The 21,776-nt window shown below is 65.8% G+C and carries 26 protein-coding genes; 17 read left to right on the forward strand and 9 right to left on the reverse strand.

The window, feature by feature from the left end; translation table 11 throughout:
- Positions 1 to 83: 83 nt before the first annotated feature.
- Complete coding sequence (locus tag AC1DKV_RS12685) at positions 84 to 1,001, reverse strand: NAD kinase (protein WP_441618759.1); 918 nt, start codon at positions 999 to 1,001, stop codon at positions 84 to 86.
- A 114-nt stretch (positions 1,002 to 1,115) separates the two neighbouring features.
- Here AC1DKV_RS12685 and hrcA point away from each other — a divergent pair, with 114 nt between their 5' ends.
- The 3 genes from hrcA to AC1DKV_RS12700 all read left to right on the forward strand — a co-directional run bounded on the left by hrcA (position 1,116) and on the right by AC1DKV_RS12700 (position 3,819).
- Positions 1,116 to 2,153 (forward strand): heat-inducible transcriptional repressor HrcA, encoded by a 1,038-nt coding sequence (gene hrcA / locus AC1DKV_RS12690; RefSeq protein WP_441618761.1) that lies wholly within the window; start codon positions 1,116 to 1,118, stop codon positions 2,151 to 2,153.
- A 112-nt stretch (positions 2,154 to 2,265) separates the two neighbouring features.
- On the forward strand, positions 2,266 to 3,381 hold the full coding sequence (gene hemH, locus AC1DKV_RS12695) for a ferrochelatase (RefSeq protein ID WP_441618763.1): 1,116 nt from the start codon (positions 2,266 to 2,268) through the stop codon (positions 3,379 to 3,381).
- Between the two features lie 42 nt (positions 3,382 to 3,423).
- Entirely contained in the window at positions 3,424 to 3,819 is a 396-nt protein-coding gene (locus AC1DKV_RS12700) for an RNA-binding S4 domain-containing protein (RefSeq protein ID WP_441618765.1), read from the forward strand.
- Positions 3,820 to 3,895: 76 nt separating this feature from the next.
- Here the strand turns inward: AC1DKV_RS12700 and AC1DKV_RS12705 are convergent, their stop codons facing one another.
- Positions 3,896 to 4,051 (reverse strand): hypothetical protein, encoded by a 156-nt coding sequence (locus tag AC1DKV_RS12705; RefSeq protein ID WP_020201414.1) that lies wholly within the window; start codon positions 4,049 to 4,051, stop codon positions 3,896 to 3,898.
- Positions 4,052 to 4,325: 274 nt separating this feature from the next.
- Between AC1DKV_RS12705 and grpE the strand changes: the two genes are divergently transcribed.
- Together grpE and AC1DKV_RS12715 are read left to right on the forward strand one after the other, a co-directional pair.
- Positions 4,326 to 4,883, forward strand: coding sequence for a nucleotide exchange factor GrpE (gene grpE / locus AC1DKV_RS12710; RefSeq protein WP_441643384.1), 558 nt, complete (start codon positions 4,326 to 4,328; stop codon positions 4,881 to 4,883).
- Positions 4,884 to 4,976: 93 nt separating this feature from the next.
- A complete protein-coding gene (locus tag AC1DKV_RS12715; RefSeq protein WP_441618769.1) occupies positions 4,977 to 5,426 on the forward strand; it encodes a thioredoxin family protein in 450 nt (149 codons plus the stop codon).
- Positions 5,427 to 5,463: 37 nt separating this feature from the next.
- Here AC1DKV_RS12715 and AC1DKV_RS12720 read toward each other — a convergent pair whose 3' ends face one another.
- Together AC1DKV_RS12720 and AC1DKV_RS12725 are read right to left on the reverse strand one after the other, a co-directional pair.
- Positions 5,464 to 6,795 (reverse strand): phospholipase A, encoded by a 1,332-nt coding sequence (locus tag AC1DKV_RS12720; protein WP_441618770.1) that lies wholly within the window; start codon positions 6,793 to 6,795, stop codon positions 5,464 to 5,466.
- Positions 6,796 to 6,953: 158 nt separating this feature from the next.
- Positions 6,954 to 7,385, reverse strand: a complete 432-nt coding sequence (locus AC1DKV_RS12725) for a DUF1841 family protein (protein WP_441618772.1) — start codon at positions 7,383 to 7,385, stop codon at positions 6,954 to 6,956.
- Between the two features lie 169 nt (positions 7,386 to 7,554).
- On the opposite strand from AC1DKV_RS12725, the gene AC1DKV_RS12730 reads away from it, so the two are divergent.
- Positions 7,555 to 8,496, forward strand: coding sequence for a DMT family transporter (locus AC1DKV_RS12730; protein ID WP_441618774.1), 942 nt, complete (start codon positions 7,555 to 7,557; stop codon positions 8,494 to 8,496).
- Positions 8,497 to 8,578: 82 nt separating this feature from the next.
- Positions 8,579 to 9,166 carry a malonic semialdehyde reductase gene (locus AC1DKV_RS12735; RefSeq protein WP_441618776.1) on the forward strand — a complete coding sequence of 196 codons (588 nt, stop codon included), beginning with the start codon at positions 8,579 to 8,581 and terminating at the stop codon, positions 9,164 to 9,166.
- Positions 9,167 to 9,230: 64 nt separating this feature from the next.
- Here AC1DKV_RS12735 and nth read toward each other — a convergent pair whose 3' ends face one another.
- Entirely contained in the window at positions 9,231 to 9,875 is a 645-nt protein-coding gene (nth, locus tag AC1DKV_RS12740) for an endonuclease III (RefSeq protein WP_441618777.1), read from the reverse strand.
- The gene (rsxB, locus tag AC1DKV_RS12745) at positions 9,872 to 10,693 is read right to left on the reverse strand and encodes an electron transport complex subunit RsxB (RefSeq protein ID WP_441618779.1); all 822 of its coding nucleotides are present in this window, start codon (positions 10,691 to 10,693) and stop codon (positions 9,872 to 9,874) included. Before rsxB ends, nth begins: the two co-directional genes overlap by 4 nt.
- 204 nt (positions 10,694 to 10,897) lie before the next feature.
- On the opposite strand from rsxB, the gene AC1DKV_RS12750 reads away from it, so the two are divergent.
- A complete protein-coding gene (locus AC1DKV_RS12750; RefSeq protein WP_441618781.1) occupies positions 10,898 to 11,533 on the forward strand; it encodes a TetR/AcrR family transcriptional regulator in 636 nt (211 codons plus the stop codon).
- A 97-nt stretch (positions 11,534 to 11,630) separates the two neighbouring features.
- Here the strand turns inward: AC1DKV_RS12750 and AC1DKV_RS12755 are convergent, their stop codons facing one another.
- Together AC1DKV_RS12755 and AC1DKV_RS12760 are read right to left on the reverse strand one after the other, a co-directional pair.
- Positions 11,631 to 12,872 carry a polyhydroxyalkanoate depolymerase gene (locus AC1DKV_RS12755; protein WP_441618783.1) on the reverse strand — a complete coding sequence of 414 codons (1,242 nt, stop codon included), beginning with the start codon at positions 12,870 to 12,872 and terminating at the stop codon, positions 11,631 to 11,633.
- 309 nt (positions 12,873 to 13,181) lie between these two features.
- The gene (locus AC1DKV_RS12760; RefSeq protein WP_441618785.1) at positions 13,182 to 14,378 is read right to left on the reverse strand and encodes an amino acid aminotransferase; all 1,197 of its coding nucleotides are present in this window, start codon (positions 14,376 to 14,378) and stop codon (positions 13,182 to 13,184) included.
- 156 nt (positions 14,379 to 14,534) lie between these two features.
- Here AC1DKV_RS12760 and uvrB point away from each other — a divergent pair, with 156 nt between their 5' ends.
- Positions 14,535 to 16,634 carry an excinuclease ABC subunit UvrB gene (gene uvrB / locus AC1DKV_RS12765; RefSeq protein WP_441618787.1) on the forward strand — a complete coding sequence of 700 codons (2,100 nt, stop codon included), beginning with the start codon at positions 14,535 to 14,537 and terminating at the stop codon, positions 16,632 to 16,634.
- Between the two features lie 76 nt (positions 16,635 to 16,710).
- Positions 16,711 to 17,010 carry a putative quinol monooxygenase gene (locus AC1DKV_RS12770; protein ID WP_441618789.1) on the forward strand — a complete coding sequence of 100 codons (300 nt, stop codon included), beginning with the start codon at positions 16,711 to 16,713 and terminating at the stop codon, positions 17,008 to 17,010.
- 39 nt (positions 17,011 to 17,049) lie between these two features.
- Here AC1DKV_RS12770 and AC1DKV_RS12775 read toward each other — a convergent pair whose 3' ends face one another.
- Positions 17,050 to 17,388, reverse strand: a complete 339-nt coding sequence (locus AC1DKV_RS12775) for a hypothetical protein (RefSeq protein ID WP_441618791.1) — start codon at positions 17,386 to 17,388, stop codon at positions 17,050 to 17,052.
- Positions 17,389 to 17,583: 195 nt separating this feature from the next.
- On the opposite strand from AC1DKV_RS12775, the gene AC1DKV_RS12780 reads away from it, so the two are divergent.
- The 7 genes from AC1DKV_RS12780 (at position 17,584) to hscB (ending at position 21,728) form a co-directional block, all read left to right on the forward strand.
- Positions 17,584 to 18,075 carry a low molecular weight protein-tyrosine-phosphatase gene (locus AC1DKV_RS12780; protein WP_441618793.1) on the forward strand — a complete coding sequence of 164 codons (492 nt, stop codon included), beginning with the start codon at positions 17,584 to 17,586 and terminating at the stop codon, positions 18,073 to 18,075.
- A 181-nt stretch (positions 18,076 to 18,256) separates the two neighbouring features.
- Positions 18,257 to 18,808 carry a Fe-S cluster assembly transcriptional regulator IscR gene (iscR, locus tag AC1DKV_RS12785; protein ID WP_441618795.1) on the forward strand — a complete coding sequence of 184 codons (552 nt, stop codon included), beginning with the start codon at positions 18,257 to 18,259 and terminating at the stop codon, positions 18,806 to 18,808.
- A gap of 58 nt (positions 18,809 to 18,866) precedes the next feature.
- A complete protein-coding gene (locus tag AC1DKV_RS12790) occupies positions 18,867 to 20,090 on the forward strand; it encodes an IscS subfamily cysteine desulfurase (protein WP_441618930.1) in 1,224 nt (407 codons plus the stop codon).
- Positions 20,091 to 20,139: 49 nt separating this feature from the next.
- The gene (iscU, locus tag AC1DKV_RS12795) at positions 20,140 to 20,544 is read left to right on the forward strand and encodes a Fe-S cluster assembly scaffold IscU (RefSeq protein WP_441618797.1); all 405 of its coding nucleotides are present in this window, start codon (positions 20,140 to 20,142) and stop codon (positions 20,542 to 20,544) included.
- Between the two features lie 25 nt (positions 20,545 to 20,569).
- Positions 20,570 to 20,890 (forward strand): iron-sulfur cluster assembly protein IscA, encoded by a 321-nt coding sequence (gene iscA, locus AC1DKV_RS12800; protein WP_017229301.1) that lies wholly within the window; start codon positions 20,570 to 20,572, stop codon positions 20,888 to 20,890.
- A 22-nt stretch (positions 20,891 to 20,912) separates the two neighbouring features.
- On the forward strand, positions 20,913 to 21,128 hold the full coding sequence (locus tag AC1DKV_RS12805) for a DUF3565 domain-containing protein (RefSeq protein WP_441618798.1): 216 nt from the start codon (positions 20,913 to 20,915) through the stop codon (positions 21,126 to 21,128).
- An 81-nt stretch (positions 21,129 to 21,209) separates the two neighbouring features.
- Positions 21,210 to 21,728: a Fe-S protein assembly co-chaperone HscB gene (gene hscB / locus AC1DKV_RS12810; protein WP_441618800.1), complete on the forward strand. Its 519-nt coding sequence runs from the start codon at positions 21,210 to 21,212 to the stop codon at positions 21,726 to 21,728.
- Positions 21,729 to 21,776: the final 48 nt, after the last annotated feature.

The raw sequence follows: 21,776 nt of genomic DNA on the forward strand, positions 1-21,776 counted from the left end.
GGCGACGGGTCAGGGTCAGGTTGGGGGGCGGTCTGCGGGAGGCGCCGGCCGGCATGGTCGCGGTGGGCTGCGACCGCGCCGGATCAGAGCCGGTTGTCTTCGCTCGGGTACTCGTGCCAGTGCAGCTTCTTGCGCAGCGTGGCGTAATAGTTGTAGCCGAGCGGGTGCAGCAGGTGGACGGTCTTGGCCGAGCGCCGCACCACGATGCGGTCGCCGGGCAGCAGCGAGGTCAGCGACTGCATGTCGAAGTTGACGCTGGCGTCGCGCGCGGTGGCCACCTCGATCGACACCTCGGCGTCATGCGGCAGCACGATCGGGCGGTTGGACAGCGCGTGCGGGGCGATCGGCACCAGCACCAGGCCGGACAGCGTGGGGTGCAGGATCGGTCCGCCGGCGGATAGGGCGTAGGCCGTGGAGCCGGTCGGCGTGGACACGATCAGGCCGTCCGAACGCTGGTTGTACATGAAGTAGCCGTCCACCGAGACCGCCAGCTCCACCATGCCCGAGATGCCGGAGCGGTTGACCACCACGTCGTTGAAGGCCAGCGCGGAGAAGATCACGCCGTCGTCGCGCACCACCTGCGACTCCAGCAGCATGCGGGTCTCGGATTCATAACGTCCGGCCAGCATGTCGGGCAGCACCGAATGCACGTCTTCCAGCGGGATGTCGGTCATGAAGCCAAGGCGCCCGTGGTTGACGCCGATCAGCGGCACCTGAAAGCCGGCCAGCTGGCGCGCCAGGCCCAGCAAGGTACCGTCGCCGCCCAGCACCACGGCGACGTCGGCATGCTTGCCGATCTCGCCGGGTGGCAGGGCCGGGTAGTCGGTCAGGCCCGTGGCCAGCGCGGTTTCCCGCTCGAACACCACATCCTGGCCGTTCTTGAGGATGCAGGCGGCAAGCTCTTCCAGCGGGCCTTCGATGCCGGCGGTGGCGTACCTGCCGATCAGGGCGACGGTGCGAAAGGGCGCGCGAGCGGCGCCGGGCGTGGGGAGCGAAGACATGCCCGGATTAGACCATACCGCCGCGACCATTGTCAGCAAGGCGGCACGTCCGGGCGTGCGCGGGCGTGCACGAGCCGCCCGAACGGGTAAAACCTGCGTAAAATCGGGTGCATCATGGATGAACGTGCGAAAACGCTTCTCAAGACCCTGATCGAGCGCTATATCGCCGAGGGGCAACCCGTGGGTTCGCGGACCTTGTCGAAGTACTCCGGTCTCGATCTGTCCCCGGCCACCATCCGCAATGTGATGTCGGACCTGGAGGAAATGGGGTTCATCACCAGTCCGCACACGTCGGCGGGGCGTATCCCGACCCCGCGCGGCTACCGGCTGTTCGTCGATACCATGCTGACCGCCCAGCCGCTGGACAGCGCGCTCAACCTGGCGGAGCTGACCGGCAAGATCCTGGGCCAGTTGCGCGGGCAGCAGCTCGGGCCGCAGCGGATGATCACGTCGGCGGCGCATACCTTGTCCAATCTGTCGCATTTCGCCGGCGTGGTGATGACCCCGCGGCGCGCGCAGGCGTTTCGCCAGGTCGAGTTCATGCGGCTGTCGGACAAGCGCATCCTGCTGATCATCGTCACCCCCGAGGGAGACGTGCAGAACCGCATCATCCAGACCGAGCTGCCGTACACGGCGTCGCAACTGGTCGAGGCCGCGAATTTCATCAACTCGCACTACGCCGGCATGAGCTTCGACAATGTGCGCGACCACCTGCGCGGGGAATTGCAGGCCTTGCGCATGGATATGTCGCAGCTGATGCAGGCGGCGGTGGAAGCGGGCAGCAGCGCCATGGCGGAGGAAGAAGACAATCATGTCTTCATTTCCGGCGAGCGCAAGCTGCTCGAGGTGGAGGACCTGTCCTCCAGCATGGAAAAGCTGCGCCGGCTGTTCGACGTGTTCGAGCACAAGACCGGCCTGCTCAAGCTGCTCGACGTCTCCAGCCACGCCCAGGGCGTGCAGATCTTCATCGGCGGCGAGAGCAAGCTGGTGCCGCTGGAAGACATGGCGGTCATCACGGCGCCCTACGAGGTCGACGGCCAGATCGTCGGCACGCTGGGGGTGATCGGGCCCACCCGCATGGCCTACGAACGGGTGATCCCGATCGTCGACATCACCGCGAGGCTATTGTCCAGCGCGCTGAGCCAGAACTAGTGCTGGCCAGGGCCGGTCTCACCGACTGCCTGTTCCGCTCCTCCCGTCTGCTCGGCGAGACCCGGCGGCCGCGCGCCTTTGGCGCGTCCCGCCCCGCCACACCGGAAACACCATGACGACTACCCCCGAACCGGCCTATCAGCATGGCCAGGCGCCGCGCACGGCGATCCTGCTGATCAACCTCGGCACGCCCGATGCGCCGACACCGAAGGCCGTCGGCAGCTATCTCAGGCAGTTCCTGTCCGATCCGCGCGTGGTGGAGATCCCGCGCGCTGCCTGGCTGCCGATCCTGTACGGCATCATCCTGCCGTTGCGCTCGCGCGCCTCGGCGGTGAAATACGAGTCGGTCTGGCTGCGCGAGGCGCAGATGACCGGTTCGCCACTGCTCGTGCATACCGAACGCCAGGCCCACGCCCTGCAATTGCTGCTCAGCCAGCAGGGCCACGAAGTGACGGTGGCGTGCGCGATGCGCTATGGCAACCCGTCGATCGCTTCCGTGCTGGAGGCGCTGCGCCGCCAGGGCACCGAGCGCATCCTGCTGCTGCCCCTGTATCCGCAGTACTCCGGCACCACCACGGCCACGGCGTTCGACGAAGCGTTCCGCGTGCTGGCGACCTGGCGGAATCAGCCAGAATTGCGGCTGGTCAAGCATTTTCACGACCATCCGGCCTATATTGCCGCCTTGCACCAGCAGGTGGGGGCATACTGGGCGCAGCACGGCACGCCGGATTTCGGGCGTGGGGACAAGCTGATCCTGTCGTTCCACGGGGTGCCGCGGCGCACCCTGGAACTGGGCGATCCCTACCATTGCGAATGCCTGAAGACCGGCCGCCTGCTGGGCGAGGCGCTGGGCCTGCAAGCCGGCCAGTACCAGGTTACCTTCCAGTCGCGCTTCGGCCGCGCGGAATGGCTGCAGCCCTACACGGCACCCACGCTGCAGGAGTTGGGCAAGGTCGGCACCGGGCGGGTCGACGTGTTCTGCCCCGGATTCCCGGCCGACTGCCTGGAGACCCTGGAGGAGATCGGCATGGAAGGACGTTCCGAATTCCAGGTGGCGGGCGGCAAGGTGTTCCATTACATTCCCTGCCTCAACGATGCCGAGAGCTGGATCGCCGGGCTGGCGGAGATCGGCTTGCAGCACTTGCAGGGATGGCCGCTGCGGCTGCCGCACCCGCACGAACTGGAGGCTCGCCGCACCCAGGCCCAGATGCGCGGGGCTGCGGCGTGACACGGGCGCGGCAAAGCCGGCCCCTGGCATGGAGATGACAGAATGAACGTATCTTTCGAGGCTGACGCGCGCCTGCGCATCGACAAATGGCTGTGGTGCGCGCGCTTCTTCAAGACCCGCTCGCTGGCGGCCGAGGCCGTGGAGCGTGGCAAGGTGCAGGTCAACGGCCAGCCTTGCAAGAACTCGCGCGAGGTCAAGCCGGGCGACACCATCGTGCTCGAGGCGCATCAGCAGCGCTGGGAAGTGCTGGTCAGGGGCATCGCCGGCGCGCGCGGGTCGGCGACGGTGGCGCAGACGCTCTATGCGGAGACGCAGGCAAGCCAGGCGCGACGACGCGAGGAAGCGGAAAACCGGCGGCTCAACGTGGAGCCGGCCTCGCGGCTGCAGGGCAGGCCGACCAAGCGGGATCGCCGCCTGCTGGACGGATTCGGGAGCTGAGAGTCGGGGAGCCGAGAGGACTCAGGAGGCGGCGAGCGGCGCCATCGCATGCGGCGCCGCGGCTCACCGGCCTGGATCAGCGAACGAAGGGAACGATGTAGTGTTTGAAGACCGCCTTGCCACTACCGTATTCGGTGTCTCGCGGCGTGAAGGCGCCGGAGAGGCAGATAAAGACTGTCATCACCGATAATGCGGCGAGAAGGAAGACCGTCAGAACAGGTAGCTTATGCATGGCTAACCTTTCGAGTGTGGCCCGACTTGTGATGCATCTTCGACCCCGGTATTTTTGTCATTTTTATACGGTTTCATCTTAGGGGGTGCGCTGCAGCAAAGCAATATGGCCCCTATTTCCATGTGCACCTCTTTGTAACCGTGTGTTTCAGTGCCCCGGCGCGGTGCACTCTTGAAATAATGGATGCCTGTCACCAATTGCAGGATACATTTGCCGATTTACCACCCGCGGCCAGCGCCAGGCCGGCCGCGTCCTTGTATTGATACGGATCGACATGGAAGAACAGAAGCAGACGCCATCCACCACGACGCCGCCGGCGGCCGCCGGCGAGGAGCTGAACAACGCGCCGGCCGGCCAGGCCGAGAACGCCGCCGCGGAGGACGTGACCGCCCAGCTGGCCACGCTCGAAGCCAAGGCCAAGGAGCACTATGACATGTTCCTGCGGGCGACCGCGGAGGGCGAGAATATCCGCCGCCGCGCCCAGGAAGACGTCGCCAAGGCGCACAAGTTCGCTATCGAGAGCTTCGCCGACTACCTGCTGCCGGTGATGGACAGCCTGCAGGCCGCGCTGGCCGACGGTTCCGGCGACATCGCCAAGCTGCGCGAAGGGGTGGAGCTGACCGCGCGCCAGCTCACCAGCGCCTTCGAGAAGGGCAAGATCGTCGAGCTGAATCCGGTCGGCGAAAAGTTCGACCCGCATCGCCACCAGGCCATCTCGATGGTGCCGGCGCCGCAGGAACCCAATACCGTGGTGTCGGTGCTGCAGCGCGGCTACACGATCGCCGACCGTGTGCTGCGTCCGGCGCTGGTGACGGTGTCCGCCCCGAAGTAACGGCGGCGCATCGCTTTCGTTGTCCGCCTGTCCGGCGGCACGAGCAACGCCCGGTGCCACTGGCCCGGGCGTTTTTCATTGCTGGAGAAGCCTATGTCTACCTCGTCAGACAAGTCCGCTGCCGGCGCGCCGGCCGAAGCCGCCGCCGACGCGGCGCCGCACCTGGATCACCATGCCTTCGAAACTTTCGGCATGCGCGAGGTGAACGGCGACGATATCGACGCCGCCATTGCGGCTGCCGATGATGCTCTGGTGTGCGTGTTCTTCTGGGGCGTGGACTGCTTCAATTGCGAAATGGCGAAGAAAGCCATGCTGGCCAATCCCGAGCCGGTGCGCGCGCTAGAGCTGCACTGGCTGCATGCCAACGTCTACGCGCACCCCGAACTGGGCAGGCGCTTCGGCCTGCATGGAATCCCCGTGTTCATGTTCTTCCACAAGGGCAAGAAACTCGGCCGTGCCACCGGCTGGCACGGTCATGGCCAGTTCGCCGCGGCGGTGGCCAATGCCCGCCTGAAGGCCAGCGGCAAGCCCCTGGCGGGCTGAAGCGCGGCCCGCGCGCGTGGCGGGCTGCCCGGCGGGACTAGCGCGACAAGGCATAGCCGAGGCGGAATTGCCACGGCAGCTTGTGGTTGTAGTCCAGCATGCTCTCGCCATAGCCGACGAAATAGCCCGCCATCAGATAGCCCGCGGTGCCCGGGATCAGCCGCGCGAGCGGATAGGTCACCGAGGCGTCGACGCTGCCATAGTACTTCTGCGTGCCCTTGCGCATGGTGGCCGCGAATTCCCATGAATCCGGCTTGCCGTAGGCCAGCTTCAGGTCCATGTAGCCGCGGTAGCTGGCGATATCCGTGTTGTCGTTCTTCTCCAGGTAGTAATAGAGCTTGGGCGATACGCTCCAGTGCCAGCTGCTCAAGTCGCCCAGGTAGAGGGTCGGCTTGACGAAGACGGTATTGATGCTGCGCGACTGGTCGCCGTCGCGGCCGTTGGACTCGTGCTCCAGGCCCGCGGCGAGCGAAAGACGGCTGATCGTGCGGTTATGCACCCCGGTATCCGACAGGTAGTAGAACAGGCTCGGCCGGTAATTGGTGTCGCGGAAGGGGTGGGAGTCTCCGGCCAGGTCCCACAGCGAGAACTGCGTGTAGCCGAAGTAGAGGTTGTCCAGCAGGCTGCGCGAAGACGGGTTTTCGCCCTCGAAGATGCGGAACTTGAAGCTGAGCTGGAACTTGGCGTTGGCGCCGTCATGCGCGCCGACCAGGAAGTACATCGGATCGTTGAAGGTCAGCCGGCCCTGGTCGCGCAAATCGGTCTGGACGGGCGCGGGCTCGGCCGACGCGGCCACTGGCACGACCGGGACGGCAGGCGTGGCGGTGCGGTCGCCCTGCGTCGGTGCGGCGGCCGTGCTTCCGGCCGGGGCGGCCGTGGCCTGCGCCACCTGCGCCGCGGGCGGGTCGTCCGGGCGCGGCGCCCGGTTCAGGGTGACCAGTACCGGCGCCGCATCGATATCGACGGGATCCAGCCGTACGGTCCCGCGCAGCGCGGGCGGGATGGTCGCGCTGTATTCGATGATGCGGTGCTCGCCCTGGCGCAGCCGGATCGTGGCGGCACCAGGCGCCGTGCGCTCCAAGTGCAGGCGCACCGGCGCCTGCAGGTCCGCCGATGCGACCACGTCGATGGCCTCCGGCACCAGGAACGTCCGGTTGGCTTTGTCGGCGCTGACCAGCAGGGTCAGGGTCAGCGGCCTGGTGCCGTCGACCACCTTCGGTGGCTGCAGCAGCGCGATGGCTGCCCGGCTGGGCAGCGGCCAGGCGGCAGCGAGGGCAAGGGAGAGAAGCAGGGCCGGGGTCGCCGGTGCGAGCCGGCGCCGGACCGCAGGCGAGGAGCCGGTCCGGGCATTATGCGTGCAAAGCTGCATGTGGTTGAAGCGGCGCGCGTTTTCCCGGGTCCCGGGAAAGGTGATGCAAGCGCGGCATGATCTATTGCGACGCGGTAAAGCCTAACATGCCCGGCGCGCCGACTTTGTGATGATTTGTACGCCGCCGGGAAGCCCGGCATGGCAAGACGCTGCTGGCGCTACCGCATGGCGCGGCGCTGGACCGAGGCAATGTAATTCTCGCCGTCGGGCGGCAGGCCGGTGCGTTGCGCCTCCCAGAGCATCTCGCCCAGGCATTCCATGACCTGGTGATGCGCCTCATGCGGCGAGTCGAGGCGCTGGGCCAGCGCCTCGTAGGCGCGACGGATGCCGGGCGGCTGGTCGATCGATACCTGTTCGGCGATCGACAAATGCATGGCCAGGTGCAGGAAAGGATTGGTCTGGCCGCCTTCGGGGGTGTAGTCCTGAGTGAGCGCGCCTTCCGTGTCGGTCAGCAGGTTCTGATACTCGGGATGCTCGCCGATCCAGTCGACGGCAATGGCTTCAAGCGGGGTGAGGACGCTGCCTGCGCGCTGCTTCTGCCATGCATCGCAGAAAAAACGGCGGACTTCTTCGCGGGAGGGATTGAACATGATGGCGTCATTGTAAACGAGGCCGGCCTCCGCCGCAGGGCGGCACCGGCGCCGCCCGCCCGATTGCCGCCCGATTGCCGCCGGCATGGATCCGGCCCCGCGCGGCATTTGCACGGCATAGAATGCGGCTTGCCCGGCGCCCGCCGGAAGACCGAATCCACACGCCGACATGTCCGTTTCCCGCTCCTCCCCCGACAGTCTCCAAGCCGGCCGCAACGTACGCGAGCAGCTCGCCGGGGTGCTGCTGATCGCGCTTTCGGCCAGCGCCTTTGGCGCCATGGCGATCTTCGCCCGCTTTGCCTACGATGCCGGATCCGATGTCTATGGCTTGCTGGCGGTGCGTTTCACGCTGGCGGCCGGCGCGCTGGCGCTGGCCATGCGGGCGCGCGGAGTCGGCCTGCCTGGCTGGCGCAAGGTCCTGGCGCTCGCGGCGATGGGCGGCATCGGCTATGTCGGCCAGTCGTTCTGCTTCTTCACGGCGCTCAATCATGCCCAGGCAAGCCTGGTGGCATTGCTGCTCTACCTGTACCCGCTCTTCGTCACCATCCTCGCCGCGGTGTTCCTCAAGGAGCGCCTGGGCGCGGCGTCGGTGATCGCGCTGGTGCTGTGTTCGGTGGGCGCCGGCCTGACGGTCGGCGGCGGCCAGGGTTCGGCGCTGGGGATCGCGCTCGGACTGGCCTCGGCTGTGATCTACTCGGTGTACATCATCGTGGGCGCGCGCATCACGGCTGGCGTCAACCCGCTCGCCACCACCACCGTGGTGTGCACGGCTGCGGCACTGGTCTATATCGCCGTCGGCATCCTGCGCGCCGGGGCCGGGGCGCCGCCGCAGTTCCCGCAAACCGCGGGGGGCTGGCTGGCGCTGCTGGCGATCGCGCTGCTCTCGACCGTGCTGGCCATCCTGACCTTCTTTGCCGGCTTGCAGCGCCTTGGCGCAGCGCGCGCTTCCATGCTGTCGACGCTGGAGCCGGTCGTGACGGTGGTGCTGGCGGCGCTTTTGCTGGGCGAGCAGGTCGGGCTGACCCAGGCGCTGGGCGGCGCGCTGATCCTGGCCGGCGTGCTGTGGCTGACGCGCAAGGGTAGCGGCGCCGAGCAAGTACAACAGAATTGAATCCCTTGCTCAAATCGCTTGGAGGGACGGGGCGGCGTCTTCGATACAATCCGGCTCTCACCTCTCGTTCAGGAACCGACGCATGAAATCGATCGACCAGGCAGCCATCGCCCAGCTGTTCACCGAAGCCCGCACCCACAACGTGTGGCAAGACCGCAAGGTGGACGATGCCACGCTTCATCAGATCTATGACGCCATGAAGTTTGGCCCGACGGCCGCCAACAGCTCGCCCGCCCGCATCGTTTTCGTGAAAAGCGCCGCGGAGAAGGCCCGCCTGGTCGAATGCGTCGCTCCCGGCAACGTCGACAAGACCCGTTCCGCGCCGGTAACGGCCATCGTCGCCTTCGACAACGCTTTCCACGACCAGCTGCCCAAGCTGTTCCCGCATGCCGATGCCCGCTCGTGGTACGCAGGCCAGCCGGAAAAGATCGCTCGCGATGCCCTGGTGAACAGCTCGCTGCAAGGCGGTTATTTCATCCTGGCGGCACGTGCGCTCGGCCTGGATTGCGGCCCGATGGGGGGCTTCGACGCGGCCAAGGTCAACGCGGCGTTCTTCCCCGACGGCAAGTGGTCGGCGAACTTCCTCTGCAACCTGGGCTACGGCGAAGCAGACAAGCTGTTCCCGCGCAGCCCGCGCCTGTCGTTCGACGAGGCTTGCCGCGTGGTCTGAGCCTCGCGCCCAGGCTGCTCGCATCAAGGCCCCTGCGGGGGCCTTTTGCATTCTCGCGGGGATGCTAGACCTTGGGTGCCTCGGTCTTCGGCCGGAATTCGCAAAGCGGTTCGATCGCGCAATGCCAGCATTCCGGCTTGCGCGCCTTGCACACATAGCGCCCGTGCAGGATCAGCCAGTGGTGCGCATCGTGCAGGAACTCGTGCGGTACCACCTTGAGCAGCTTGTGCTCCACGACCTGCACGTTCTTGCCGGGCGCCAGGCCGGTGCGGTTGGCCACCCGGAAGATATGGGTATCGACTGCGATGGTGGCTTCGCCAAAAGCGGTGTTGAGCACCACGTTGGCGGTCTTGCGGCCGACCCCCGGCAGTGCCTCCAGGGCTTCGCGGTCGCGCGGCACCTGGCCGCCATGCTGCTCGACCAGGATGCGGCAGGTCGCGATGACGTGCTTGGCCTTGGTCTTGTAGAGGCCGATGGTCTTGATGTACTCGATCAGCCCGTCCTCGCCGAGATCGAGCATCTGCTGCGGCGTGTGCGCAACCGGGTAGAGCTTGCGGGTAGCCTTGTTCACGCCCACGTCGGTGGCCTGCGCCGACAGCAGCACGGCGATCAGCAGCTCGAACGGCGAGCTGTATTCCAGCTCGGTGGCAGGGGTCGGGTTGACTTCGCGCAGTGTTTCGAACAGGGCGCGGCACTTGGCGGCGTTCATTCGTCCTTGGTGGCTGGGTTGGTCCCGGGCGGGGCATCCGGGCCGGTCTGGTCCGGGGCGACGAGGCCGGCCTTGGCGCGGCGGGCTTCGGCGGCATCGATCTGGGCCTGCACGGCGGGCGGGACATTCTCCGTATTGCGGGGCTTGACGGCCTGCTGCTTGAGGCGCGCGCGCTCGATGGCGGCCTGGATGATGGCCTGCTTGCGTGCCTGGGCCTGGCGCTCTTGCTCGCTCTGGGCGTTTTCGGCCTGCAGCGCTTCGAGCTTGGCGGCGGCCTTGGCCGCCAGGCGGGCATCGTTCTCGTCCTGCTCACGCACCAGGCGGGCGCGGCGCGCCACGTAGCGCGCGTGGGCCTCGTCGGCCTGCGCCTGCGACCACGCGGCCCAGCCGGTGCGCTCCGCGGTCACGGGAACCATGGCGATGCAGTCGACCGGGCAGGGCGCCACGCACAGATCGCAACCGGTGCACCAGTCCGCCAGCACGGTGTGCATCTGCTTGGGCGCGCCCACGATGGCGTCGACCGGGCAGGCCTGGATGCACAGTGTGCAGCCGATGCACAGGGTTTCGTCGATCAGCGCCAGCGCGCGCGGCTGTTCCACGCCGCGCTCCGGGTCCAGCGGCAGCGCCGGCGTGCCGAGCAGCGCCGCGAGGCGGCCGATGCCTTCTTCGCCGCCAGGCGGGCAGCGGTTGCACGCCGCTTCGCCGGCAGCCATGGCTTCGGCATAGGGACGGCAACCGTCGAAGCCGCACTTGGTGCACTGGGTCTGCGGCAGCAGGGCTTCGAGGCGATCGGCGAGGGTAAGGGGGGTGGCGGTCACGACAGCATTTTGGGGTTTGCGGGTGCGGCATGGCGCCGCTCTCTTTTCGTGCCGGTGGTCTGGCCGGCTGGAGCGGGCGCGCGGCAGGGATTATCCCCGATTTCGCCGCAGCGCAGAAACGCGCGATGATGCGCCCTCCGCGGGGGCCGCTGCGCGCAGGTTGCCCTGTGCCATAATCCCGCGCAACGATTCACCAGCCGTCGCATGCAAAACGAAACCAGAACAAAGCGGGACCCGGAGGGAACGCGCCGCCGCATCCTCGATGCCGCCACAGAAGAGTTCGCCAAGGGCGGGCTGGCCGGCGCGCGCGTCGACCAGATCGCCCGTCGCGCGGAGACCAATGAGCGCATGCTGTATTACTACTACGGCAGCAAAGAGGGCCTGTTCCTTGCCGTGCTGGAGCGGCAATACGCAGAGTTTCGCGCTGCCGAGGAGCAATTGCACATCGTCGACGAGGATCCCGTCGCGGCGGTCCGCACGCTGGCCCGCTTCGTCTGGGACTGGTATTACCGCAATCCGGAGTTCATCCGGCTGGTCAACAGCGAGAACCTCCATGAGGCCCGGCACCTGAAGAAGTCCACGCAACTGCACCAGCTGATCAATCCGGTGGTCAATGTGCTGGCGGACATCGTCAAGCGGGGTCAGCGCCAGGGCGTGTTCCGCGATAACGTCGACGTGCCGCAGCTCTACCTGACGATCTCGGCGCTGGGTTACTACGTGCTGTCCAACCGCTACACGATCAGCGCGGTGATTGGCCGGGACGTGGCCTCGCAGGACGAACACGAGCGTTTTGCCGAGTTGCATACCGACATGCTGCTGTCCTACCTGGAACGGCGCTGAGCCTTTGCGCCAGGCACGGTCCGGAGGACCGGAAACGAATGAAAAACGCCCGCGGTGAAACGCGGGCGTTCTTGTTTGCGCGGGACCGGGCGGTGGCTCAACGGTACTTGAGCACGAAGTCGCGCAGTTCCGGGTAGATCTCCTCGCGCCAGCGACGGCCGGAGAAGATACCGTAGTGGCCGCACTTGAGCGCGTTGATGTGCTGCTTGCGGGCCTTGGGGATGCCGGCGCACAGCTCGTGCGCCGCGGCGGTCTGGCCGGCACCCGAGATATCGTCCAGCTCGCCCTCGATGGTCAGCAGCGCGGTGCCCTTGATGTCCTGCGGGCGTACTGGCTGGCCGTCGATTTCCCACGTGCCGTTGGCCAGGCGGAATTCCTGGAACACTTCGCGGATCGTGTCGAGGTAATACTCGGCGGCCATGTCGAGCACCGCGTTGTACTCGTCATAGAAGCGGACATGGGCTTCCGCGTCGTCGGCGTCGCCCTCGACCAGGTTCAGGTAGTAGTCATAGTGCGAGGACAGGTGGCGGTCCGGGTTCATCGCCACGAAGCCGGCATGCTGGAGGAAGCCGGGATAGACCTTGCGGCCATGGCCGGGGTAGTTCGCCGGCACCGTGTAGATCACGTTGTTCTCGAACCACTCGAAGGACTTGTTGGTCGCCAGCGAATTCACCGCGGTCGGGCTGCGGCGCGCGTCGATGGGGCCGCCCATCATGGTCATGGTCTTGGGCGTCTTCTCGCCGGCCGAGGCCAGCAGGGAGATGGCCGCGAGCACCGGTACCGTCGGCTGGCACACCGAGATCACATGCAGGTTCTCCGCGCCGATATGGCGGATGAAGTCCTGAATGTAGTGAATGTAGTCCGACAGGTGGAAGGTGCCCTGGTCGATCGGCACCATGCGTGCATCGAGCCAGTCGGTCACGTAGACCTTGTGGTCTTGCAGCAGGGTGCGCACGGTGTCGCGCAGCAGCGTGGCATGGTGGCCCGACAGCGGGGCGCACACCAGCACCACCGGCTCGTCCTTGAGCAGCTTGATGGTCTCGGGATCGTCGGCATAGCGCTTGAAGCGCACCAGCTTGCAGAACGGCTTCTCGACGATGGTCTGCTCGACGATCGGGATGTCGCGCCCGTTGGAGCGGACCGACTTGATGTCGAATGCAGGCTTCTCGTATTCCTTGCCGAGCCGGTACAGCAGTTCATAGCCGGCTGCCAGGCGCGTGGCGCCGGGTACCAGCGAGAGCGGGCTCAGTGGATTGGTGAAAGTCTTGGCCGTGGCCTGCGCCCACGCGGTAAGCGGGTGCAGCATCGAGCGCTGGAACTCATGCAGCTGGTAAAGCATGACGGATACCTATCAGGCTGGGGGCGAAGCTGGAATTCAACGCCTTGACGTTAAAAATGTGACGCAAAGATACTATTCACGCTGCTGACGTTGCTGTCGTTGCTAACGTGTTACCGACTGTGGCTGATTATGCGCGTTTGCGAACGATCGTGCGTTGCAGCATATACGCTAAGGTACGCCTGCAACGGGAAAAGACAATAGGACAAGTACTGTACATCTCGCTGACAAACGTAAAAGAACGCAAATTTTGGACGTCAGATGCAAAAAAGGCGACCGAAGTCGCCTTTTCGTCGCTTTTGCCGGGCCTTCTTACAACACAGCCGCGATCGCGTCGACCACCGCATCGATGTTGCGGCTATTCAGCGCCGCCACGCAGATGCGGCCGGTGCCGACGGCGTAGATACCGTGCTCGTTGCGCAGGATGTCCACCTGGGCCGAGGTCAGGCCCGAGTACGAGAACATGCCGCGCTGGGCCTTGACGAAGGAGAAGTCGCCCGGCACGCCCTTGGCGGCCAGCTTGTCCACCAGCGCATGGCGCATCAGCTTGATGCGGTCGCGCATCTCGCCGAGCTCCTGCTCCCACATGGCGCGCAGTTCGGGGCTGTTCAGCACGGTAGCGACCACGGTGCCGCCGTGCGTGGGCGGGTTGGAGTAGTTGGTGCGGATGACGCGCTTGACCTGCGACATCACGCGCTGGGCTTCTTCCTTGCCCGTGGTCACGATCGACAGCGCGCCCACGCGCTCGCCATACAGCGAGAAGCTCTTCGAGAAGGAGCTGGAGACGAAGAAGGGCAGGCCGGAGTCCGCGAACAGGCGCACCGCAGCGCCGTCCGGCTCGATGCCCTCGGCAAAGCCCTGGTAGGCCATGTCGAGGAAGGGAATCAGGTTGCGGTCCTTGATCAGGCCCACCACCTGTTGCCATTGCTCGGCCGACAGGTCGACCCCGGTCGGGTTGTGGCAGCAGGCGTGCAGCACCACGATGGTGTTGGCGGGGTAGGACTTGAGTGACTCGACCATGCCGGCGAAATTCAGGCCGTGGCTGGGCGCGTCGTAGTACGCATAGTTGACCACGGGGAACCCGGCGGCCTCGAACAGGGCGCGGTGGTTTTCCCAGCTCGGGTCGCTGATGGCGACCTTGGCATCCGGATACAGGCGCTTGAGGAAGTCGGCGCCGATCTTCAGCGCGCCCGTGCCGCCCAGAGCCTGGGCCGTCACAACGCGGCCTTCGGTGATCAGCGGCGATTCCTTGCCGAACAGCAGGGTCTGCACGGCCTGGTCGTAGGCGGCGATGCCTTCGATCGGCAGGTAGCCGCGCGGGGTGGCGGTGGTCAGGCGGGCCTTTTCGGCTTCCTGCACTGCGCGCAGCAGAGGGATTTTCCCTTCGTCGGTGAAGTACACGCCCACGCCCAGATTGACCTTGGTCGCACGGGTGTCGGCATTGAAGGCTTCATTCAGGCCCAGAATCGGGTCGCGCGGGGCCATCTCGACGGCAGAAAACAAACTCATTTGGGATCTCGTGGTCAGCTATGTAACAAAACGGGAGGGCGTAGAATGCTCCGGACTGCGCTGGAGAGTGCCGGCGGCCCCCATCTTGATACCTGGCCGCCAACCCCAAGATTCTAGCGTATCCGCCCGTTTTCCTGAGGTTTTCCCTAGCAGCCTATGTCGAATCTTGTTGAAGTCGCGCCCGCGCTGGACGAAGAGAAGTTCGCGACCTTCCCCGGCTCGCCGTTCCAGCTCTACCAGCCCTATGAGGCCGCCGGCGACCAGCCCGAGGCCATCCGCCAGCTGGTGGAGGGCGTGGAAGACGGCCTGTCGTACCAGACCTTGCTGGGCGTGACCGGGTCGGGCAAGACCTTCACCATGGCCAACGTGATCGCCCGCATGGGGCGTCCCGCCATCGTGTTCGCGCCCAACAAGACGCTGGCGGCGCAGTTGTACTCGGAATTCCGCGAGTTCTTCCCCCGCAACGCGGTGGAGTACTTCGTCAGCTATTACGACTACTACCAGCCCGAAGCGTACGTGCCCCAGCGCGACCTGTTCATCGAGAAAGACTCCTCGATCAACGAGCATATCGAGCAGATGCGGCTGTCGGCCACCAAGAGCCTGCTGGAGCGGCGCGACACCATCATCGTGGCCACGGTCTCGGCCATCTACGGTATCGGCAACCCGTCCGAATACCACAAGATGATCCTGACGCTGCGCACGGGCGACAAGATCAGCCAGCGCGACGTGATCGCGCGCCTGATCGCCATGCAGTACACCCGCAACGAGACCGATTTCCAGCGCGGCACCTTCCGCGTGCGCGGCGACACGCTCGACATCTTCCCGGCCGAGCATGCCGAACTGGCGGTGCGCGTCGACATGTTCGACGACGAGATCGACTCGCTGCTGTTCTTCGATCCGCTCACCGGGCGCGTGCGCCAGAAGATCCCGCGCTTTACCGTCTATCCGTCGAGCCACTACGTGACGCCGCGCGAAACCGTGTTGCGTGCCATAGAGGACATCAAGGTCGAGCTGCGCGAACGCCTGGATTTCTTCTACAAGGAGAACCGGCTGGTGGAGGCGCAGCGGCTCGAGCAGCGCTCGCGCTTCGATCTGGAAATGCTCACCGAGCTGGGCTTCTGCAAGGGCATCGAGAACTACTCGCGGCACCTGTCGGGCGCCAAGCCCGGCGAGCCGCCGCCGACGCTGGTCGACTACCTGCCGCCGGACGCGCTGATGTTCCTGGACGAGTCGCACGTGCTGATCGGCCAGTTCAACGGCATGTACAACGGCGACAAGGCGCGCAAGACCACGCTGGTGGAATACGGCTTCCGCCTGCCGTCCGCGCTGGACAACCGCCCGCTCAAGTTCGAGGAGTTCGAGCGCAAGATGCGCCAGGTGATGTTTGTCTCGGCCACGCCGGCCAACTACGAGAACGAGCACGCGGGCCAGGTGGTGGAGCAGGTGGTGAGGCCGACCGGCCTGGTCGATCCGATCATCCACGTGCGCCCGGCCACCACGCAGGTGGACGACCTGCTGTCCGAGATCCATGCCAAGGTCGCGCTCGGCGAGCGCGTGCTGGTGACCACGCTGACCAAGCGCATGTCGGAGCAGCTCACCGAGTTCCTGACGGAAAACGGCGTCAAGGTGCGCTACCTGCATTCGGACATCGATACCGTGGAGCGGGTCGAAATCATCCGCGACCTGCGCCTGGGCACCTTCGACGTGCTGGTCGGCATCAACCTGCTGCGCGAAGGCCTGGATATTCCCGAGGTGTCGCTGGTGGCGATCCTCGATGCCGACAAGGAAGGCTTCCTGCGCGCCGAGCGCTCGCTGATCCAGACCATCGGCCGCGCCGCGCGCAACGTCAACGGCACTGCAATCCTGTATGCCGACCGCATGACCGATTCGATGAAGCGCGCGATCGGCGAGACCGAGCGCCGGCGCGCCAGGCAGATCGCCTTCAACGAGGCCAACGGCATCGTGCCGCGCGGCGTGGTCAAGCGCATCAAGGACATCATCGACGGCGTCTATGATCCGGGCGAGGTCAAGGCCGAACTGCTGGCCGCCGAGGAGCGCGCAAGGTACGAGGACATGACCGAGAAGCAGGTTTCGAAGGAGATCAAGCGGCTCGAAAAGCTCATGTTCGAGCATGCCAAGAACCTCGAGTTCGAGAAGGCCGGCCAGGTGCGCGACCAGTTGGCCAAGCTCAAGCGCCAGGTGTTTGGCGCCAGCGGCGACGGCGAGCACCTGCCGCCTGCCGCGGCCGCCTCCTGAGGCCGGGGGGGAACCCGCCAGGCCCTTCCGTTACGGTCTATAGTTGGAATCCCGCACGGTGATGAGGAGGTGCCTCATGGTCAAGTTCGCGCTGTGGGTTCCGCTGCATGCGAAGCCCGGCAAGGAAAAGGAAGTCGAGGAATTCCTGCTTGGCGGCTTGCCGCTGGTGCAGGAGGAAACCGGCACCACGGCCTGGTTCGCGCTCAGGCTCGGACCATCCATGTACGGGATCTTCGACGCCTTCCCGGACGAGGCCGGCCGCCAGGCACATCTCTCCGGCAAGGTTGCCGCGGCCCTGATGGCCAAGGCGCCGGACCTGTTCGCCAAGCCGCCTTCGATCGAGAAGCTGGACGTGCTGGCAGCCAAGTTGCCCTGAGTCCGGAAGGGGGCTTGCCTGCGCGGCGGGCGCCTAGTGCTAGTTCTTCGGTGGCAGGGAGCGCAGCCGCTTGTTGACTTCCAGCAGTGTCTCGCACGCGTCGGCTTGCGCCGCACGACGCGTGCTGATGAAATCCACGATCGCGCCAAGCGGCTCGCGCTGCGCAGTGCAAGCGGTGGCGGCGGCCGGAATCGAGGCGGGAGCCGGGCAGGCCGCGCCGAACTCTTCTTCCAGGCTGCGCAGGACGACGGCGAGCAAGTTCGCGCAGCCCGCGTCGCTGGCGGGGTTGGAAGATGGCTCGGCGGCAAGCGCAAGGCTTGCGCACGAGAGTGCGCCGCAGAGAAGAAGGGGACTGAGCAGACTGTTCACCGTCGGCATTATGCGTGGCACGAAACCTTTACGTCACCTTTTTTGCGGTTCATCGCCCCCCGGCACTCGTTTGTGCCTCCCGCCAGTGCGCACCTTGCAGGGCGGTAAAATCCGCCCTTGTACGTGTCCCGGAGCGGGCTTGCCACTCTCCCGGTGCGCGTCCTTGCCCTGGCGCCGACCGATGGCGCCGAACCCAGGATTCCGATGAAGACATTCGCGATTCTCATGTGCTGCATGGGTAATATCTGCCGCTCGCCGACAGCCGAGGGCGTGCTGCGCGCCAAATTGCAGGCCGCCGGCATGGCCGCCCAGGTCGAACTGGATTCGGCGGGTACCCACGGCTATCACATCGGCCGCGCGCCGGACGCGCGCGCGCAGCGCCATGCGCTGGCCCGCGGCTACGATCTTTCCGCGCAGCGGGCACGGCAGGCCGTGGCGGCCGATTTCGCCCGCTTCGATCTGGTCCTGGCCATGGACTGGGACAACCTGCAGGCGCTCAGCGCCATCTGCCCGCCGGCCAGCCGCGACAGGCTGCTCCTGCTGATGAGCTTTGCCACGCGGCACGATGCCGACGAAGTGCCGGATCCCTATTACGGGGAGGGCGACGGCTTCGAACGCGTGCTCGACTATGTCGAGGATGCCTGCGACGGCGTCATCGCCCTGCTGCGCAGCAAAGGCCTGGGCGCCGCGGGCTGAGCGCGATCGTGCGGCAGCGCATCCTGAAACAGCCCTGGGCGCTGATGGTGCCGCCGCGCGGGCCAGACGCCGCCGCGCAGGCGGGTGGGGAGCGCGCTTGATGCAATGCGGCAGGGGTACTTGACTGAATTAGTCGGGATCTTTTATACTCGACCAAAATGATCAAGTATTCCCCTGCATCATGAGACTGACTACCAAAGGCCGCTTCGCGGTAACCGCCATGATTGACCTGGCCATGCGCCAGGATCAAGGGCCCGTTACGCTGGCCGGTATCAGCCAGCGCCAGAAAATCTCCCTCTCCTACCTCGAGCAGCTGTTCGGCAAGTTGCGCCGTCACGAGATCGTCGAAAGCGTGCGCGGCCCGGGCGGCGGCTACAGCCTCGCGCGCAAGGCCGAGGACGTCACGGTTGCCGACATCATCATCGCGGTCGACGAGCCACTCGACGCCACGCAGTGCGGCGGAAAGGGCAATTGTAACGGAGATGAAGGAAGCGGGCGCTGCATGACCCACGAGCTGTGGGCCACGCTCAACCAGAAAATGGTCGAGTATCTCGATTCCGTCTCCCTCAAGAACCTGGTCGACCAGCAGCGCGCCAAGTGCCCGACGGTGCTGCACGACATGCGCGAGGAGCCTGCCGCGCTGGCAGTGTCCGCACCGCGTGCCGGCGCCGAAAAGGAAAAACCCGCGCGCCCGCGGGTGGTGAACTCGGTCTTCAGCCTGGCGCAGTCATAGGACAGGCAGGCGGTCCCCGGAGCAACCTCAGTATTAGCGGTCCCTAATAAAGGCAGTCATAACGATGAGCACCCCACATTTCCCCATCTACATGGATTACTCGGCCACCACCCCGGTGGACCCGCGCGTGGCGGACAAGATGATTCCGTACCTGCGCGAGCAGTTCGGCAATCCGGCTTCGCGCAGCCACGCCTACGGCTGGGATGCCGAGCGCGCGGTGGAAGCGGCGCGCGAGCAGGTGGCCGCGCTGGTGGGCGCCGATCCGCGCGAGATCGTGTGGACTTCGGGCGCGACCGAATCGAACAACCTGGCCATCAAGGGCGCCGCCAATTTCTATGCCGGCAAGGGCAAGCACATCATCACGGTCAAGACCGAGCACAAGGCCGTGCTCGACACCACCCGCGAGCTGGAGCGCCAGGGCTTCGAGGTGACCTATCTCGACGTGAAGGACGACGGCCTGATCGACATGGACGTGCTCAAGGCGGCGATCCGCCCGGACACCATCCTGGTTTCGGTGATGCTGGTCAACAACGAGATCGGCGTGATCCAGGACGTCGGGCAGATCGGCGAGATCTGCCGCGCCAAGGGCATCATCTTCCATTGCGATGCGGCCCAGGCCACCGGCAAGGTCGCCATCGACCTGAACACGCTGAAATGCGACCTGATGTCGTTCTCGGCGCACAAGACCTACGGCCCCAAGGGCGTCGGCGCGCTGTACGTGCGCCGCAAGCCGCGCGTGCGCCTGGAAGCGCAGATGCACGGCGGCGGCCATGAGCGCGGCATGCGCTCGGGCACCCTGGCCACGCACCAGATCGTCGGCATGGGCGAAGCCTTCCGCATCGCCCGCGAGGAAATGGCCACCGAGAACGAACGCATCCGCATGCTGCGCGACCGCCTGTGGCGCGGCCTGTCGGGCATGGAAGAGGTCTACCTGAACGGCGACATGGAACAGCGTGTGCCGCACAACCTCAACGTCAGCTTCAACTTCGTCGAAGGCGAATCCCTGATCATGGCGATCAAGGACGTGGCCGTGTCGTCGGGCTCGGCCTGCACCTCGGCTTCGCTGGAGCCGTCGTACGTGCTGCGCGCCCTGGGCCGCAACGACGAACTCGCGCACAGCTCGATCCGCTTCACGGTGGGCCGCTTCACCACCGAGGAAGAAGTCGACTACACCGTCGAACTGCTCAAGGGCAAGATCGCCAAGCTGCGCGACCTGTCGCCGCTGTGGGAAATGTTCAAGGACGGCGTGGACCTGAATTCCATCCAGTGGGCCGCGCACTAAGCGCCGAGGCCCCCGCAAGACCCCATAAATACGCCAAGAGGTAGCCAAAATGTCATACAGCACCAAGGTTCTCGACCACTATGAAAACCCCCGCAACGTTGGCTCGTTCGACAAGAACGACGACGCCGTGGGCACCGGCATGGTCGGCGCGCCGGCTTGTGGCGATGTGATGAAGCTGCAGATCAAGGTCAACGAAGCCGGCGTGATCGAAGACGCCAAGTTCAAGACCTATGGCTGCGGCTCGGCCATCGCCTCGTCCTCGCTCGTGACCGAGTGGGTCAAGGGCAAGACCGTTGATCAGGCGCTGGAAATCAAGAACACGCACATCGCCGAAGAACTGGCGCTGCCGCCGGTGAAGATCCACTGCTCGATCCTGGCCGAGGACGCCATCAAGGCGGCGGTCGAGGACTACAAGAAGAAGCACGAAGGCGCAGCCGAACAGAAGGCCGCCTGAGTTCAACGCAAGGGATGACGCAGCGATGATCACGCTTACCGAGAAGGCCGCCAAGCATGTGGCGCGCTACCTGGACCGCCGCGGCAAGGGCGTTGGCCTGCGCCTGGGCGTCAAGACCACCGGCTGCTCGGGCCTGGCCTATAAGCTGGAATACGTCGATGACCTGTTGCCGGAAGACAGCGTGTTCGAGTCGCACGGCATCAAGGTGATCGTCGATCCCAAGAGCCTGCCGTATATCGACGGCACCGAACTCGACTTCGCGCGCGAAGGCCTGAACGAGGGGTTCCGCTTCAACAACCCCAACGTCAAGGACGAGTGCGGCTGCGGAGAGTCGTTCCGGGTCTGAGCGAGTCGCACGGCGGATTGCGATGAAGCGCGGCATCGTGGGGTTTCACCAGGACGAGGAAAGCCACTGGGTGGCCGAACTCGATTGCGGCCATGGCCAGCATATGCGCCATGATCCGCCCTGGCAGATGCGGCCCTGGACCCAGACGGCGCACGGGCGCGCCGCGCGGATCGGCGAGGTCGTGAATTGCCTCAAGTGCGACCGTGGCGAGCCGCCCGCCGACTGGGCGGCTGCCTGAGCGGCGCGCCGCACGGCTGGCCATGTCGGCAAAAGATGTTCAAGGGGGCGGCGCAGCCGCTCTTTTTTGTTGGGGAAGGTGTTGAAAGACGATTATTTCGCGCTGTTCGGCCTGCCGGCCAGCTACACGGTCGACGAAGCGGCGCTCGATGCGGCCTACCGTACGGTGCAGTCGCAGGCGCACCCGGACCGTTTCGCCAACGCCGGCGACGCCGAGCGCCGCGTGGCCATGCAGTGGGCCGCGCACGCCAACGAGGCTTACCGCACGCTGCGCCAGCCGCTCAAGCGCGCGATCTACCTGCTGTCGTTGCGCGGGGTGGATATCCAGGCCGAAAGCAATACCGCCATGGCGCCCACCTTCCTGATGCAGCAGATGGAATGGCGCGAAGCGCTGCAGGATGCGGTGGGCGACAAGGACATCGCACGCCTCGATGCGCTGCTGCGCGAACTGCGCGGCGAAAAGCGCGAGCGCCATGCGGCGCTCGGCGCGTTGCTGGATGCCGGCGACGATGCGGGTGCCGGCAGCGCGGCCAGGCAATTGATGTTTATCGAAAAGATCGAACACGACACCAGCGAAGCGATCGACCGCCTGGAAGACTAGCCTGCCTCCGGGCAAGTTCGCTTCGGCCATGCCACAATGGCGCCCCGG

It is taken from the genome of Cupriavidus sp. 05T41, assembly GCF_056396525.1.